This window comes from Hahella chejuensis KCTC 2396 (assembly GCF_000012985.1).
GTDB lineage: Bacteria > Pseudomonadota > Gammaproteobacteria > Pseudomonadales > Oleiphilaceae > Hahella > Hahella chejuensis.
In genome coordinates this window covers 6,668,326-6,683,874 of record NC_007645.1, presented here as the reverse complement: position 1 = coordinate 6,683,874, position 15,549 = coordinate 6,668,326, and the positions used below count along the sequence as shown (strand labels likewise).

General features: G+C 57.6%; 13 protein-coding genes. 9 read left to right on the top strand and 4 right to left on the bottom strand.

The features are described from left to right. Positions 1-314: 314 nt before the first annotated feature. The gene (locus tag HCH_RS29595) at positions 315-2,342 is read left to right on the top strand and encodes a catecholate siderophore receptor CirA (protein WP_011400250.1); all 2,028 of its coding nucleotides are present in this window, start codon (positions 315-317) and stop codon (positions 2,340-2,342) included. Here the strand turns inward: HCH_RS29595 and HCH_RS29590 are convergent. After that, the gene (locus HCH_RS29590) at positions 2,333-3,232 is read right to left on the bottom strand and encodes a carbohydrate kinase family protein (RefSeq protein ID WP_041599018.1); all 900 of its coding nucleotides are present in this window, start codon (positions 3,230-3,232) and stop codon (positions 2,333-2,335) included. The genes HCH_RS29595 and HCH_RS29590 overlap by 10 nt on opposite strands. A gap of 193 nt (positions 3,233-3,425) precedes the next feature. Between HCH_RS29590 and HCH_RS29585 the strand changes: the two genes are divergently transcribed. Further along, a complete protein-coding gene (locus tag HCH_RS29585) occupies positions 3,426-3,779 on the top strand; it encodes a hypothetical protein (protein ID WP_011400248.1) in 354 nt (117 codons plus the stop codon). On the opposite strand, the gene HCH_RS32810 is transcribed toward HCH_RS29585, so the two are convergent. Further along, on the bottom strand, positions 3,776-4,933 hold the full coding sequence (locus HCH_RS32810) for a lipase family protein (RefSeq protein WP_011400247.1): 1,158 nt from the start codon (positions 4,931-4,933) through the stop codon (positions 3,776-3,778). The genes HCH_RS29585 and HCH_RS32810 overlap by 4 nt on opposite strands. Positions 4,934-4,977: 44 nt before the next feature. Next, the gene (locus HCH_RS29575; protein WP_011400246.1) at positions 4,978-5,391 is read right to left on the bottom strand and encodes a DUF6795 domain-containing protein; all 414 of its coding nucleotides are present in this window, start codon (positions 5,389-5,391) and stop codon (positions 4,978-4,980) included. Positions 5,392-5,870: 479 nt separating this feature from the next. On the opposite strand from HCH_RS29575, the gene HCH_RS29570 reads away from it, so the two are divergent. Further along, positions 5,871-6,065: a hypothetical protein gene (locus HCH_RS29570; protein ID WP_148212691.1), complete on the top strand. Its 195-nt coding sequence runs from the start codon at positions 5,871-5,873 to the stop codon at positions 6,063-6,065. 138 nt (positions 6,066-6,203) lie between these two features. Here the strand turns inward: HCH_RS29570 and trxC are convergent, their stop codons facing one another. Further along, the gene (gene trxC, locus HCH_RS29565; RefSeq protein WP_011400244.1) at positions 6,204-6,638 is read right to left on the bottom strand and encodes a thioredoxin TrxC; all 435 of its coding nucleotides are present in this window, start codon (positions 6,636-6,638) and stop codon (positions 6,204-6,206) included. A gap of 254 nt (positions 6,639-6,892) precedes the next feature. On the opposite strand from trxC, the gene HCH_RS29560 reads away from it, so the two are divergent. The 6 genes from HCH_RS29560 to HCH_RS29535 all read left to right on the top strand — a co-directional run bounded on the left by HCH_RS29560 (position 6,893) and on the right by HCH_RS29535 (position 15,530). Next, entirely contained in the window at positions 6,893-7,813 is a 921-nt protein-coding gene (locus tag HCH_RS29560) for a histone deacetylase family protein (RefSeq protein WP_011400243.1), read from the top strand. Between the two features lie 377 nt (positions 7,814-8,190). Further along, positions 8,191-10,698, top strand: coding sequence for an ExeM/NucH family extracellular endonuclease (locus HCH_RS29555; RefSeq protein ID WP_011400242.1), 2,508 nt, complete (start codon positions 8,191-8,193; stop codon positions 10,696-10,698). 130 nt (positions 10,699-10,828) lie between these two features. Next, on the top strand, positions 10,829-11,209 hold the full coding sequence (locus HCH_RS29550; protein WP_011400241.1) for a hypothetical protein: 381 nt from the start codon (positions 10,829-10,831) through the stop codon (positions 11,207-11,209). 32 nt (positions 11,210-11,241) lie between these two features. Further along, positions 11,242-11,589 carry a GFA family protein gene (locus HCH_RS29545; protein ID WP_011400240.1) on the top strand — a complete coding sequence of 116 codons (348 nt, stop codon included), beginning with the start codon at positions 11,242-11,244 and terminating at the stop codon, positions 11,587-11,589. 36 nt (positions 11,590-11,625) lie between these two features. Further along, positions 11,626-12,183, top strand: a complete 558-nt coding sequence (locus HCH_RS29540) for a hypothetical protein (RefSeq protein WP_011400239.1) — start codon at positions 11,626-11,628, stop codon at positions 12,181-12,183. Positions 12,184-12,461: 278 nt separating this feature from the next. Continuing rightward, positions 12,462-15,530 (top strand): hypothetical protein, encoded by a 3,069-nt coding sequence (locus tag HCH_RS29535; RefSeq protein WP_011400238.1) that lies wholly within the window; start codon positions 12,462-12,464, stop codon positions 15,528-15,530. Positions 15,531-15,549: the final 19 nt, after the last annotated feature.

Sequence of the window (15,549 nt, the reverse complement as noted above, 5' to 3'; positions counted from 1 at the left end):
CCTTGTGGTTACTTTGAATAGGGTCAGGCGGCTGTAGTCGCTTGTTATACGGAGAAAAGATTCTACAGATAAGACGATTTTTTGTCATTTGACAATGATTCTCATTTGCAATAGTCTGGCCCCGCTCGTAAGGACAGCGCGCCGTCATCCGCGACGCACACTTGTATGCATGCTCGCAGCGGACTCCTGACTCATTTCCAGACTTGGATAACGCCTGACCCTCGCTGTCATTCCGACGCCACCCCCGAAGACGCGCCCCGGCGCTGGTTTCTTCGCAATATTTCATTTCAGTTTTTTTATCGGTAGCAGCAGTCATGAAAAACAGTTCGCATCGTATGCTCGTTCGCTCTTTAGCGTTGTTCGGAACCTGTGGTCTCGCCGCCGCTTCCGCCACCGCGGCGGAATCCCGGGAGGGTGTCCAGGTATTGCAGCCGGTGGTGGTGACCGCCTCCGGCAAAGGCCAGGATGAAGCGACAGCGCCGGCCAGCGTCAGTGTTATCAGTGGTGAGGAACTGCAGGCGAAACCGGTGCATGATCTGGTGGATGCGTTGGGGGAGATCGAAGGCGTCACCGTCAGCGGAGCCACTAACCGCCGCACCCTGCAACTGCGCGGCCTGGATCGCGCCTATGTGTTGATGCTGATCGACGGGCGTCGCGTGGACAGCACCTCGGCGGTGTTTCGCGGCAATGACTTCGACACCGGCTGGATACCCGTCGAAGCCATCGACAGAGTCGAAGTGATTCGTGGTCCCATGTCTTCGCTGTATGGCTCCGACGCTATCGGCGGGGTGATTAACATCATCACCAAACCGGTGAGCGAACAGTGGCATGGCTCCGTCACCGTGGATACGGTCGTGCAGGAAGACAGCGCCGCCGGCGACAGCCGCAAGCTGGGCTTTTATGTCAGCGGTCCGCTGGCGGAGAAAAGCCTGGGCGTGAAGCTATTCGGCAGTGTGGATCGCCGCGAGGCCGATGGCGAAGTGAATCCAGACCCGGAGAGCGGCGGCGAACCGCTGGAAGGGTTCGCCAAGAACGACAACCACGCGCTGAACGGCGAACTGACCTGGGCCGCCAGCGATACGCAGAACGTCAGTCTGGCGCTGGAAAGCTCCTCCCGGGAGCACGATGAACAGGATCTCGACCGCCTCGGTGTGGCGCTGACCCACAAAGGCAAATGGAGTTTCGGCGATACTGAAATCAAGGTGTATGGCGACCGCATCGAGAACAACACCGGCAATATCGGCGGCCAGACCAACCCCAACAAGGCGCACAACGCCAGCATCGACGGCCGCGTGACGCTGCCCATCGACGCCTGGGCGCAAACCCTGACCTTGGGGGCGGAAGCGCGCTATCAAAAACTGAAAGATCCTTCCACGCTGACGGGCAGACCGGGGACGGATTCCTTCGGCGAGTCCGACTCCACTGACGTCAGACAACAGGCGCTGTTCATTGAAGACGAGTTCATGTTGCGCGACGACCTGTTGCTGACTTTGGGCAACCGTCTGGATCACCACGAAAACTTCGGCAACCACAACAGCCCACGGGCGTATCTGGTGTATCTGCTGAACGATGAAATCAGCGTGAAAGGCGGTTGGGGCAAGGCGTTTCGCGCGCCTACGTTGCTGCAGAACAGTCCCAATTGGGGCTCCGCCTCCTGCGGCAGCGCCACGGCGGGATGCTATATCGTCGGCTCCGACGAACTGAAGCCGGAAACCAGCGAAAGCAAGGAAATCGGCGTGCGCTTCGACTATTCAGAGTGGGGCGGCTCGCTCACCGTCTTCCGCAACGATATCGAGGACATGATCGACATTTCCAGCCGCACCCGCGATCCGGATCTGGCCCCGACCTTCGATAACTTTGTCGGCTTCCTGCCCGACGGGCGCCCGATATTCGCCTACCAGAACGTCAGCAAAGTGAAGACCGAAGGCGTTGAGGCCTCATTCCGCTACAACCTGACCGCCGACCTGGATGTGCGCGCCAGCTACACCTACCTGGACGCCAAGGACATCAGCGCGGGGCAGGACGCCAAACCCCTGCTGTATCGTCCGCGTCACTCCGGGACGGTGAAACTGGGCTGGTCCGTCAGCGATCAGTGGGATCTGGGGCTGACCGGCAATTATGTGGGAGAGCAGTACGCCTACATTTCCCGCGATGGGTCCGAGCTGATCAAGCTGCCGGAATACGCCACCTTCGATCTGCAATCTCTGTACGCGATCAACGAGCATTTCTCCGTCGGCGCTGGCGTGCTGAACCTGGCGGACAAACAGGTGGATCGCGAGCAGAGCTATGAAATCAATGAAGACGGACGTCGCTATTATCTGTCTCTGAAAGCTCAGTTCTGATCCTGCGCGGATAGATGGTCCTGCTCCAGCGCCGCCGCTGAGAGCAGGTCCGACGCCAGTTGGGTGGACGTAATGCAAAACGCCGCCGCCAGGGTTCCCGCCCGTAACCGACGATTCATGTCCCAGCCCTGAGAGTAGGCGTAGAGAAAGCCGCTGAAAAACGCGTCTCCGGCGCCGTTGCTGTCCACCAGCTCAAAGCCTTCTGCAATATCTTGCTCATACCAGTTCCCCGCCGCATCCAGGGCGGTACTGCCGCGCGCCCCGTGAGTACAGACGACAAAATCCTTGCCTGCGGCCACTTGCTGCGCCATGAAAGGACGGTAATCCGGAAGATTGTCGCTGGACAGAAACAGCGCATCCGCTGCTTGAATGAACTCTTCATGATGCGGGTTGACGCCGTCGTAGTCGTGCAGGTCGATCCATAGCGGCTTGCCTAACTCCCGCGCCCGCGCCAACACCGGCCGGGTATAGTTGAGAATGCTGACGGCGGCGATGTCGCATTGTTTCAGCGCCGGGTCCAGTTCGCTCCAATGCAGCGGCGCCTCGTCTGCGGAGGGATGGGTGAAGATGGAAATGCGTCCGCCGTCGGCGGCCATCAGGTTGGTGTGCTGTTCCGTGGGTTGATCGATCAGTTCAACGATGCAGGGCAGGTCGCGACGACGGCATTCCCGCAGAATGGCGTGGCCGGCTTCGTCTTTACCGAGAAGCATATGCAGTCGCACATCCATGCCCAGCTGCTTGAGGTTGAACGCCTTGCCGGCGCCAGTGCCGCCGACCGCCTGATAGCTGCCTTTGGCGAGCAGGGTCTGAGGCTGGGGTTGCGGGAAGTTATCCAAATGAATCAGGGTGTTGAGGGACGCGCCGCCGACGACCAATACGGACTTGGACATAGGGATACCGCCTGAAGGTAAAAGGGATGATGGATTTATTATTAGCGACGGACAAACAACCGTCGTCCAGGCAGAATAGCCCCAAAAACGACAGGTCTGCTCCTTCGTCGTCGGGGATTCGTCGGAGGAGTGCGGGGGAGGAACAGAGCGTCTTTGGCGGACATAGAAAGAATGAGGGAGAAAAGGAGAGAAAATGACCTTATTTTCTGACATTTTGGCGGTATTTCGCCGCTATCTGCATGCAGATGCGATGCTGTCCGGCTGGATTGCGGAGTTTGACGGCGCGCTGCGGGAGGAAGGGAATGAGCTGGTCTTTACTCTTCCCGGATTGTTCGAATTCTGTCTTCGCCACAAGCTCTTTAACGCCCCGGATATTCAATACCCACAGTTTCGCGCGGCCGTGTACCAGAATCCCACCAACACAGAAGTAAACGCCATGGGCGGTAACCTGCGCATCTACGCCAACGCCGGCAAAGTGGACGCCAGCCTGTATGCGTTAACGCGCCCGCCCATAGGGACGGACGCATCTCTGACGCAGACGGATTAGCGTCTCAGGCGAACCGCGTCCGCCGCTCTGCGGGCCAGGTTGTACATGAAGGAGGTGAATACCTTCAGGGTCCAGCGCAGGAAGTTCACGGTGATGCTTTCCACCTTGGAAATGGCGTAACCCACCGCGTTGAGCATCTTCAGAATCAGGCGCTCCACCAGTCCCGCCATCTCTTTACCCATGCGCACCGCCTGTTCCAGCAGCATCGCCAACTGATCCATGACGGTCAGCCCCGCCGCCAGAGCGACGTTGATTACGATACCTGCGCCGTGCAGCACTTTCTTCAATACCCAGATCAGCGCTTTGTTGATCATTTTGAAGGAGTTGACGGTGAAGGAGATGGGACCATCCGATTTCAGCCACTTCTCCACATCGTCCGTCAGGCTGGCGCCGGGTTGTCTGACTTTCAGGGATTCCCAGGTCTTGCCTTCCACCGAATCAATATAGTGATCCATCAAGTGGTTCTTGGAGGCGAAGTTCATCCCGCAGTCGATGAAGCATTCCGTTCCGGGGGTGGGCACATGATAGAACGGCCAGGTCGGTATCCAGGGCACCGGGTCCGTACTGTGGGCGACGCGATAGATATTCGCGGCGTTCACCTGGCGGGTGAGGTTGGAGGCGAAGCCGGACGAGCCTACCCGTGGACTGCCGAAGGTGTACAGCACCGGTTCCGCCACGTTGTTCTCCACCAGCCACTCCGAGATCAGTGACGCCAGTGCGCCGCCCAGGCTGTGACCTACGCAATGCACCCGCCGCGGATTGTAGCCGCGGAAGAAATTGCGCATATCCTGTTCGAAGGATTTGAAAGTGGTGTTGAACCCCGTATGCACGAAGTTGCCGCTGCTGGAGCGCTGCACGGACGTATGCGCGTCGGTCAGAATATCCCGGAAGTTGGTGGCGTCAGTGCCGCGAGTGACGATAAACGCGTCGTCGCGGAACTCGTTGCAGATATCGCTCACCCCCCGGGCGGCGAGACCGAATCCAGATTGATATTTGAAAATGGACGCGCCGGCGACGCCTTCGAAGCGCGACTCATTGGTGAGAGCGAACTTATCCGCCAGTTTGCTGCCGAAAAGACTGACGTCTCGTTCATGAATGATGCGGTACGAACGCTCTGCAGCGTACGCCGCCTCAGATGGAGTTAGAACTGCCACGACTGATTTCCCCTGTAATGACTGCTTTTGTTTTGGTTATTCGGTCATTCCAATTGGCATATGCCCTTGACTACATAGGAGCGACCTTCCTTGACGGACTCCTCGTCGGCGAGGTCGCACTTAAGACGAATCTTGACGCCTTTGCCGAGTTCGGAATCTTCATCGAAACTTAATTTGCTGGTCGTCCAGGCGAGATATTCCTGACCGTCATGACGAATGATCATTCTTTGATGGATGACGGGTTGACCAGGTAAGTATTTGGATACAGTGCGGGAATAATAAGCGGGAAATTGGAAGCGGCCCTGAGCGTCGGTGGCGGTTTCTTCAACCGCGGTTTCATCGCTCCCCCAGGTCAGCGTGCGCTGCACCTGCGCGTCGGCGACAGGCTCGCCGTTGAGGGTGACGACGGCCGACATTTCTGAAGCGAGACAGACCTTTCCGATATCGAAAATAGACATAGACCATCCTTTGCTAGACAGACATATCGATAGAACGGCAACCATCCAGATAATATTTTTGGTAGTCACGACTCTGTGTTCTTCTTATTAGTTTAGTTTCTCAATGTGCGCTGACGATAAAACAGCCGGCAAACATTGGATATGCGTTCCCGCGGGACAATGCAATAGTAAGCGCTGACTTTTTATGAAATGCGTCAAAATATTCCGTATTTTTTTACGAGGAAATATAACTGATTGATTTTTCAGAAATATGAAAAAAGAAATATTTTTTGACCAGTTAGATCAATAGTTAGACAGGCGGTTTTTTTCAGATTCAGGAGGCGAAGACGCTACCTCTCTGCTGGACTACGAACTAAAAAACTTAGCCAGCAAAATTCGAATTGGCGTCTAGATTAATAGCCTGAAAGTCCGGGTTACGCTTCAAAGGATCACTGGTATAAGATGTGAGAACGCAAGTAGTGTTGTTATTGGGGGGGCTAATGGCGGATACGAAAGAGGCTAAAAAGAAGTCTAAAAATGCTCTGACTGAGTTTCAAATGGAGCAATGGGCGCGGGAGCTGGATACGACTGAGGGACTGGAGCGCTTAGGGCGTGAAGCTGCTGAATGGGCAAAAAAGAAAAGCCAGCAGCACCAGGAAAAGAGCTCTCAGAAACCCCTTCCTGTTACCCGGTAGAGTGAACGTATGAATCAGAATGTTTAAGCCAAGCTTTCTCTTCTGTCGCTGGCAAATCTACTCATACAGAAATCATGCGTCGTTGATGGACAAGTAGCGCTCCCGTCGACAACAGGAGCGGGGATAAAAGAAAGGGCTTTACAAATTCTCCCGAACCCATTGGACCAGTTGCGGACCCTGCAGCGCTCCGGAAATGCGGGCGACTTCCACGCCTTTTTTGAAGATCGCCAGGGTGGGGATGCTGCGGATCTGGAATTGTTGAGCCAGTTGCGGGTTGCTCTCCGTATCCACTTTCACGCAACGCACGGCAGGCTCCAATTGCGCGGCGGCCTGCTCGAAAATCGGCGCGAACATTTTGCAGGGGCCGCACCAGGGCGCCCAGAAGTCCACCAGCAGGGGCAGGTCGCTGGCCTGCAGGTGCTTGCCGAAGTTATTCTGTCCGAGGGCGACGGGATGTCCTGCGAACAAGGGGTGTTTGCAGCGGCCGCATTTGCCGCCAGCGGTGAGTTTGGCTGCGGGAACCCGGTTGGTGGTGTCGCAATGGGGACAGACAACCTGTAATGTATCGCTCATTTCTTTATCGCCCTGAATGTTTGAACTCCATGCTAGATGGGGGAAGGACGAGGGTGTTTCAAGCTATTAATATGGCAATGGTATTGGCATGTTAATCATCAGGCGCATGGATGCGCCTGCGCGGCGACAATCCGCAGGAGACAGGGCCTGACCTGTGCAGGCCCTGTCGTTGCAGACAAATAGAAGGAAGCTATTTGGCTGCCTGATTAAGAGTTTGGGCGCATGCGCCGCCCGTAAGAGATGATATTGGTTGTATGGCAAAGGTTCCGCTGGTTTATCACCCCGAATACAGTCCTGAAATTCCCGCCGGTCACCGTTTCCCCATGGAAAAGTTCCGCCTGTTGGCGGAGTTCCTGCGCGCGGAGGGCGTGCTGACGGACGCCAACCTGTTTACGCCGGAAGCGGCGACCCAGGAAGACATCGCCCTGGCGCACTGCGCGGATTACGTGCGCGATTTTCGCCACGGAGAACTGTCCGCCAAACACATGCGTCAGATCGGTTTGCCCTGGTCGGAAGGCGTCTGCACGCGGACTTTCCGGGCGGTGGGCGGCACCTTGCTGACCGCGCGACTGGCGTTGAAATACGGCTTGGTGGCGCACCTGGCGGGCGGCACCCATCATGCGCATTATGATCACGGCAGCGGCTTTTGCGTGTTCAATGATCTGGCGGTGGCGGCGCGAGTGCTGGTGCGCGGAGGCGAGGCGTCGCGGGTGCTGATCATCGACTGCGATGTGCATCAGGGTGACGGCACGGCGCGCATCCTCACGGACGATCCGGATATCTTCACCTGCTCCTTTCACTGTCGGCAGAACTTTCCCTATCGCAAGGCGCACAGTGATTTCGATATTGAGCTGGACCGGGGCTCCGACGGCCGCGCCTACATGCAAACCATGGAGCACTGGCTGCCTTATATCTTTGACCTGACCCAGCCGGACTTTGTGCTGTACGACGCCGGCGTCGACGTGCACGACGATGATGTGCTGGGGCATTTGCATCTCAAAGACGCGGATATCGCGGAGCGGGATGAGTATGTCATCCGTCAGTGCCTGGAGCGCGGCGTCCCGGTGGCCTGCGTTATCGGCGGCGGTTACGACAAGGACCGCAAACGTCTGGCCGCCCGTCATGGCGTCATGCATGGCGTGGCCAACCGTCTTTATCAGGAGTATGCGTTATAGGGGACGGCCAGGCCGTCCTTAGCTTCCCTCGTCCGTCACCTTCTTCCTGCCCGCAGCTCTAATCATATCTCTCTTAATCCTCTGATTTTCCAGATAGTTCGTCACATTTTTGTCATCTGTTTCGCGTAAACCTGTCACCGGTTTCCTGTTTCATTAGACAGGTTTTCCCGGAAACGACTTCCTCCCCGACGGTTCGATGATTTCCAGGCTGGAGCGCCTGACGGTCGCAACTATCTGCGTCCGCGTCTCAAGGTAAATATCCGGAATCCGGATCAGATCGCATAATCAGCGTCCGCCGATAAGCTAGACTAAGCCTGCCCGTTAGAGAAAACGGGTGGGGATAACTCGATAATAAATAAAGTAAAAAGGGAACAAACATGACTACCAAGCCAAGGTTCAGGGTATCCGCGCTGTTATTGGGCATGGCGATGCTCCATACCGGCGCGGTCCACGCAGCGGCGGACCTCTTTTTCTCTGAGTATGTGGAAGGCTCCAGCAACAACAAAGCATTGGAAATCTATAACGGAACCAGCGCCGACGTTGACCTGAGCGCCTATGAAGTGCAGATGTATTTTAACGGCTCCTCCAGTGCGGGCGTGACGTTGAATCTCAGTGGAACCCTGGCGGCGGGAGACGTCTACGTCATCGCACACAGCAGCGCCGATCCGGCGATTCTGACGCAGGCGGATCTAACCAGCGGCGGCGGCTTTTTCAACGGCGATGACGCCATCCTGTTGCTGAAAGGCGGCGCAGCGGTGGACTCCATTGGCCAGATCGGCGTGGACCCCGGCAGTGAGTGGGGCAGCGGCGACGTCAGCACCGCCAATAACACGATGCGTCGTAAATCCGACGTGGAAGCCGGCGACAACGACCCCTACGACGCCTACGACCCCACCCTGCAATGGGACGGTTATGCCAACGACACCTTTGACGGCCTGGGTTCCTATGGCGACGGTCCCACCGATCCGGGCGGCGAACCCGGTGAAATCGGCGAGTGCGGAGATCCCGCCACTTTGATCAGCGCGATTCAGGGCGACGGCGCAAGTTCGCCGTTGAATGGCCAGCAGGTAGTGCTGGAAGCGGTAGTGACGGCGGACTTGCAAGGCGCGGATGAGCAAAAGGGCTTCTTCGTGCAGGAAGAGGACGCGGACCAGGACGGTAACGACAAGACCTCCGAAGGCGTGTTGGTCTATGCAGACGCGTCAGTGCTGGACGTGAGCGTCGGCCAGAAAGTGCGGGTGCTGGGCTCGGTGACCGAATACTACGATCTGACCGAAGTGAACGCGGTGCAGGCGATTAAAGTGTGCGGCGGCGACAATCAAGTGACTCCCGCACAGGTGTCTCTGCCTCTGGACAGCGCCGACGCGCTGGAAAAAGTGGAAGGCATGCTGGTGACTTCCGCGCAGCCCTGGACCGTCAACGAAGTCTATAACCTGGGCCGCTACGGCGAGGTCCTGCTGGGTAATGGCCGTCGTTATATCCCTACGCATTTAGCGACGCCGGGAGAAGAGGCGGCGGCGGTGGCGGCGGCCAACGCCCTGAACCAGCTGGTGTTGGACGACGGCAGCACCAAACAGAACCCGGCGGTGATTCCCTTCCCCGCGCCGGAACTGAGCGCGCTCAACACCCTGCGTGTGGGTGACAAGGTGAACGAAGTCACTGGCGTCATCAGCTACAGCTTCTCCGTATACCGTATGTATCCCACCGTCACGCCGGCGTTTGTGGCGGAAAACCCTCGCACCGACGCGCCTGTGACCACCGGCGCCGGCAACCTGAAAGTGGCCAGCTTCAACGTGCTTAACTACTTCAACGGCGACGGTCAGGGCGGCGGCTTCCCCACTTCTCGCGGCGCTACCACAGCGGAAGAGCTGGAGCGTCAGGCGGCGAAAACCGTAGCGGCTCTGTTGGCCATGGACGCGGATGTCGTGGGTCTGATGGAGATTGAAAACGACGGTTACGGCGCAGACTCCGCGATTCAGGATCTGGTCAATCGTCTGAATGCGGCGGGCGCAAACTATGCGGTCGTCAATCCCGGTCTGTCCGCACTGGGCGGCGATGAGATCGCCGTCGGCATGATCTACAAGGCGGATAAAGTAACTCCGGCCGGCGCCGCCAAGTCCCTGAGCAGCTATCCGTTTGATAACTTCAACCGTCAGCCTCTGGCGCAGACGTTCTCTCTGAATGATAACGACGGCAAGATCACGGTGGTGGTCAACCACTTCAAATCCAAAGGCTGCACTAACGCGGAAGGCGACAACCAGGACCAAGGCGACGGCCAGGGCTGCTACAACGCAAAACGCAGTGAAGCGGCGGTGGCGCTGGCGGACTGGCTGGCGAGCGATCCTACCGGCGCGGAAGATGCGGACGTGCTGATCATCGGCGACCTTAACGCCTACGCCAAGGAAGATCCCATCATGGCGCTGCAGACGCAGGGGTATCACAATCTGTTGGCGGAGTTGAATGGCGACGCAGCTTATTCCTACGTGTTCTCCGGTGAAACCGGCTATCTGGACCATGCTTTGGCGAGCGAGTCGCTCAGGTCCCAGGTCGTCGGCGTTTCCGAATGGCACATCAATGGCGACGAGCCTCGCGCGCTGGACTACAACGTGGAATTCAAAACCGACGCTCAGGTGCTCAGCCTGTACAGTCCGGATGCGTTCCGCTCTTCCGACCATGATCCGGTGATCGTCGAGATCAGCCTCGACGGCGTCAAAGAAGAAGTGAAAGGCGACTTCGACGGCGACGGCGATGTGGATGGCCGCGACCTGCTCATGCTGCTGAAGCAACTGTTCCGTTCAGTCAATGACGATAACCGTCAGTACGACTTGAACGAAGACGGCCGCATCAGCTTCCTGGACGTGTTCGCCTTCCTGCGCCTGCTGTAGTCGGCGCGCGCCTGGATTGTTAGGCTAAGCGTCGGCGCGATGCGCTGAAGCAGCTTTCCTCCCCCTCGTCTTCTGCGGAAGCGGGGTGGGGGGCGGCTTATATGCCTGAACAATCTTTGCGAGAGCGCCTATGTCCGTCGGCTACGAACTTGTCAACCAGACCAAGAAAGAACGCATCACGTTCGCCCATCTTCCCGTCAGTACCCAAAATGAAATCACTGGCCATCCGGTCTCGGCGACCATGGTGTGCTGGTATCTGATGAATAATATCGGCGACGACATTCAGTTTGTTTCCGACACCTATGACGACTGGCCGTTTCGTTCCGGTCAGCGTAAAGATTATCTCGCCTACCCCGATCGCACCGACGCTGTCATCGCAGCACTTGTTCAGAAAGGCGTTTTGCAGGAGGATGGCCTTCTTTGTTTGGATAAAGACGAAATGCGGATGAAGACGAACCTCATTCCGTATACATCCGGGCGTTGCGTAACGTCTGGCTGGATAACTGAATAGAGATTGACCGCAACAAAACTCAAGGAGCCACTATGAACTACAAAGGCAGTTGTCACTGCGGCAAAATCGCATTTGAAGTGGAAGGCGAACTGACGGAAGTTTTAGCGTGTAATTGTTCCATTTGTTCCCGTAAGGGGTCATTGCTGTGGTTCGTGCCGCGGGCGCAGTTGACGCTGACGTCCGGGGAAAACGCCATGAGCACCTATACCTTCAACACCCACGTTATCCAGCATCGATTTTGCCCCACCTGCGGCATTCATCCTTTCGGGGAGGGAACCGACCCCTCCGGCGCCAAGATGGCGGCGATCAACGCCCGCTGTCTGGAAGGGGTGGATCTGGACGCGTTGAAAGTGAATCACTACGACGGGCGCTCGAAATAACTCACCCGCCTGTCCTCCATAATCTTGAGAAAATTTATGCTGGAAGAAATCAAAGAAGCCAAAGAAAACGGAACCCTGGTCTCCATCGAACGGGATGACGTGGACGAAAACTGCCTGCAGGCGTTTGTGCTGGATTACTCCGACGAGCTGGTGCTGCTGCAGTACGTGTATGACTTCAACCTCGACGGTCTGATGGTAATTCGCATGGATGACATTACCGACGTTTACATGGGCGCCATCAATATCCTGCAGACGCAAATGCTGAAGGAAGAGGGGCTCTATGAGAAGGTTGAGTTCGACATCCAATGCGACCTGAGCAACTGGCGCACGACTTTGTCCACCCTGGGGCAGCGCTGCGACTACCTGATTCTGGAAGACGAAAACCCGCAAGACCCGATGTTCCTGATGGGCAAACTGGCGGAAGTGAACGACGACTACGTGCTCGTCAACGGCTTTGACGGCGAGGGGCTGTGGGACGACGAAGCGACGGAACTGGGCTATGACGAAATCACCGCCATGAAAGTCAACAACAACTACATAAATTTCTACAAACGTTATTTCGAAAGACATCCTTCCGCCGTCGACTACGAGTAAACGCCTCTCCAGGCCGTTCGCCGCGCATGTCCATCGCTCTGCGCGGCAGGGCCTCCCCGCCTTTTTTCCGTTATCTCCCGCCTTGCGTAATTTCAAACATGGTCTAAAACTTTTGTAATGTCAGGTCGCCGACATCCTGGAGGGGGGATGCATCGGATGAAGCGCGACTGACCCCGCAACGGCGCGTTGTCGGGATAAAAAGTGATTGCCATGGGTGCAAAGGAGCCGTGACGTCGGCGTTGACCGTCGCGTTGCGCTCACATAGCGAGGAGGTTGCTATGCGTAAGGATGTTCTGACCCTCGTCGGCGGCGTATCGGTTTGTCTGTCGTTACTGCTCGCCAGTTGCCGCACGCCGGAGACGGGCGCCAACTCCCCGCCAAGGTCGCAATCCGCCAGTCAGTCCGACGGCCAACCCGCCGATCTCCCGTTACCCACCAGCATGCCTCTGCGGGACTATGAAAAAGTCCTCTACACCTGGCTGATGCAATACGATTACAAGAAGCTCGGCTGGAAGCACGACAAAGGCGTGCGCGACACCGGCCCGTTCATTCGCAACGAATACTTTGGCACTCACCCCGCCGTGCGCATTTTCTACTCGCCGGAGGTCATGCGCTGGCTGGAGGGCGGCCGTCAGGGCGATATCCCCGACGGCTCCATGATCATCAAAGAGATGTACACCGCCCCCGGCGTGCTCTATCAGGATCTCGCCAAAGACCCCAAATATCAGGCCGATCCCGCCGCTTATGAAGCCATGCTGGGCAAACTGCTCACCGCCTGGACGGTAATGGTGCGCGACAAGGCCGGCTCCAAGGACGGCTGGTTCTGGGCCGGGCCCAGTGCGCCGGGAGAAGGGCAGACCGTCGAGAAGGCGGTGGACAGTCAGTTGGATAATTACAGCCACGCCCCGTATTCCAGCTTCGGCGCGCCCTGCCTGCGCTGCCACGGTTCGGCGGAGAATATGTTCACCTTCAGCGCGCTGCGCAACATTGAAGGTTTCTTCCCGGAAGAATATCCCCTGCGCTTTTTCGTCGATACGTCCTGGCGCAGCCCGGAACATATGAGCAACTACCCGCTGTCGTTGCTGAAAGACGATCCCTACGCCCAGTCGGTGTTTGAAATTCCTGAATTACAACGCCCCTGGGAAGACTCTGAAGTACCCGGTCTGCAGGCCTTCCTCAGTCAGCATATGGGGCAGGCGGAGCTCTCCGCGCTGCCGATGAAGAACGAAGCCCTGCCTAATCCGAACAGCGCGTTTCTGAAGCAGTTTCCTGAGTTGGCGCGCAGCGTCTATCTAAAGGTGAAACCTTTCCCGTCGCAGTGGGCCGACCATGTAGTGCCCGGTCCAGATGGCGCGGAAGCGTTTATCACTTCCAGTAACTGTCTGGGCTGTCATGGCGGTCTGGGCGGTTTGCCGTATGGCGTCACCATGTTCCTGCAGACCGGTCCTAATTACGGCGACGGTTTTAACGTCTCCGAGTACGGGGAATGGCGTTGGTCGCCCATGGGGCTGGCCGGGCGCGATCCCATCTTCCACTCGCAGCTGGAAAGCGAAATGGCTTATGTGGCGGCGGACGGGCTGATGACCCCCACGCCGTTGAAAGGCAGCGTCGCCGATACGCAAACCGCCATCACCAACACCTGCCTGAGCTGCCACGGCGCCATGGGACAGCGCCAGTTGGAAATCGACGCCGCTACCGACCCGGCCCTCGACCCCAACTTCAAGGTGGATTACTTCTATCTTACCCAGGTGCTCTCCGCCGCCGAGCCCAAACCCGCAGACTACGCCTACCACAAATACGGCGAGCTGGCGCGTGAGGGAATCAGTTGCACGGTGTGTCACCATATCAACGAGCCCTCCGCCGAGCAGGTCGCAAGCTGGAATCCCGCCAATCCTGGCTGGCTGACGCCGTTGACGCCGAAAGAGCTGGCGTTTGGCCTGTTCCACAATTCCACCGGCCGCTTCGAGCGCGGGCCGGATGATGAGTATTACGGCCCCTTCAAGGATGTCTCTACGCGTCCCATGGAGGATGTGCTGGGCGTGAAGCCGGTGCATAACGGCTTTATGAAAGACTCGCAGATGTGCGGAACCTGCCACACCATCAACCTGCCCAATATCGGCATGACCCAGAATCCGTATCCGGTGCTGGACGCCGCCGAAACCAATCCGGCGTTTAAAGACTATCCGCACACCATTGAGCAGGCCACCTTCCTGGAGTGGCAGAACAGCGCCTTCGCCCAGGGCGAGAATGACCCCAACTCAGACTTCAAGAGCTGTCAGGGCTGTCACATGCCCGGCGGTTTCGAAACTCTGGACGGCAGCGTCAAAATCGACCAGCTCGTCACCCAGATCGCGGCGATTCAGGACGCCAACTTCCCCGCGGCGGAGCATACCCTGCCGCTGGAAGACATCGACATTCCCCTGCGGCCGGACTACAACCGTCACGAGCATGTGGGCCTGAATGTGTTCCTGCTAGAGATGTTCGACCAGTTCCCGGACATTCTCGGCGTGGATAAAACCGACTACATGACCGGCGCCGACAACGGCGTGGACCTGGCCATCGACAATATGATTCTGCAGGCGCAGAAAGAGACGGTGGATATCGACGTGAAAGTGGAGGGCGTCAGCAACGGCGTGCTCACCGCCAACGTCACCCTCACCAACAAAACCGGCCACCGCTTCCCCAGCGGCGTGGCCTTCCGCCGCGCTTTCCTGGAGTTTCTGGTGATGGACGGCGACAAAGTGGTGTGGGGCTCCGGCCGCACCAACTCCGTGGGCGTCATCGTGGACGGCAAAGGCATCCCCCTGAAAACCGAATTCCTGCCCAGCCCGGACGCTTATCAGCCGCACTATCAGCTGATCACGCAGGAGAATCAGGTGCAGATCTACGAAGAGCTGAACCAGAACGCGCAACACGAATTCACCACCAGCTTCGTCCACCGCGTCTACAGCCCCAAAGACAACCGCCTGCTACCCAAAGGCTGGCGCGTCTCCACCGTGTTCAAACCACAAGGGCAGGTAATGGAACAATTCATGGCCGTCACCGATCCCCATGGCGTGGGCGACGACCCGGACTACCAGGACCAGGGCCCCGGCTTCAAAGGCCAGGACGCACTGACCTACAAAGTCACCCTGCCATCCGGCGTCAACACCGGCGCCCTCAGCGTAAAAGCCACCCTCTACTACCAATCCATCCCCCCCTACTGGCTAAAACAACGCTTCACCACCACCCCCAACGGCGTGGCCACACAGCGTCTGTACTACATGGTCAGCAGACTGAACCTTGAAGGCACCCCGATGGAGAACTGGAAGTTGGTGTTGAAGAGTATGAAGGTTAGTGGGTTTTGAGGGGGGAGTATTGATGGAG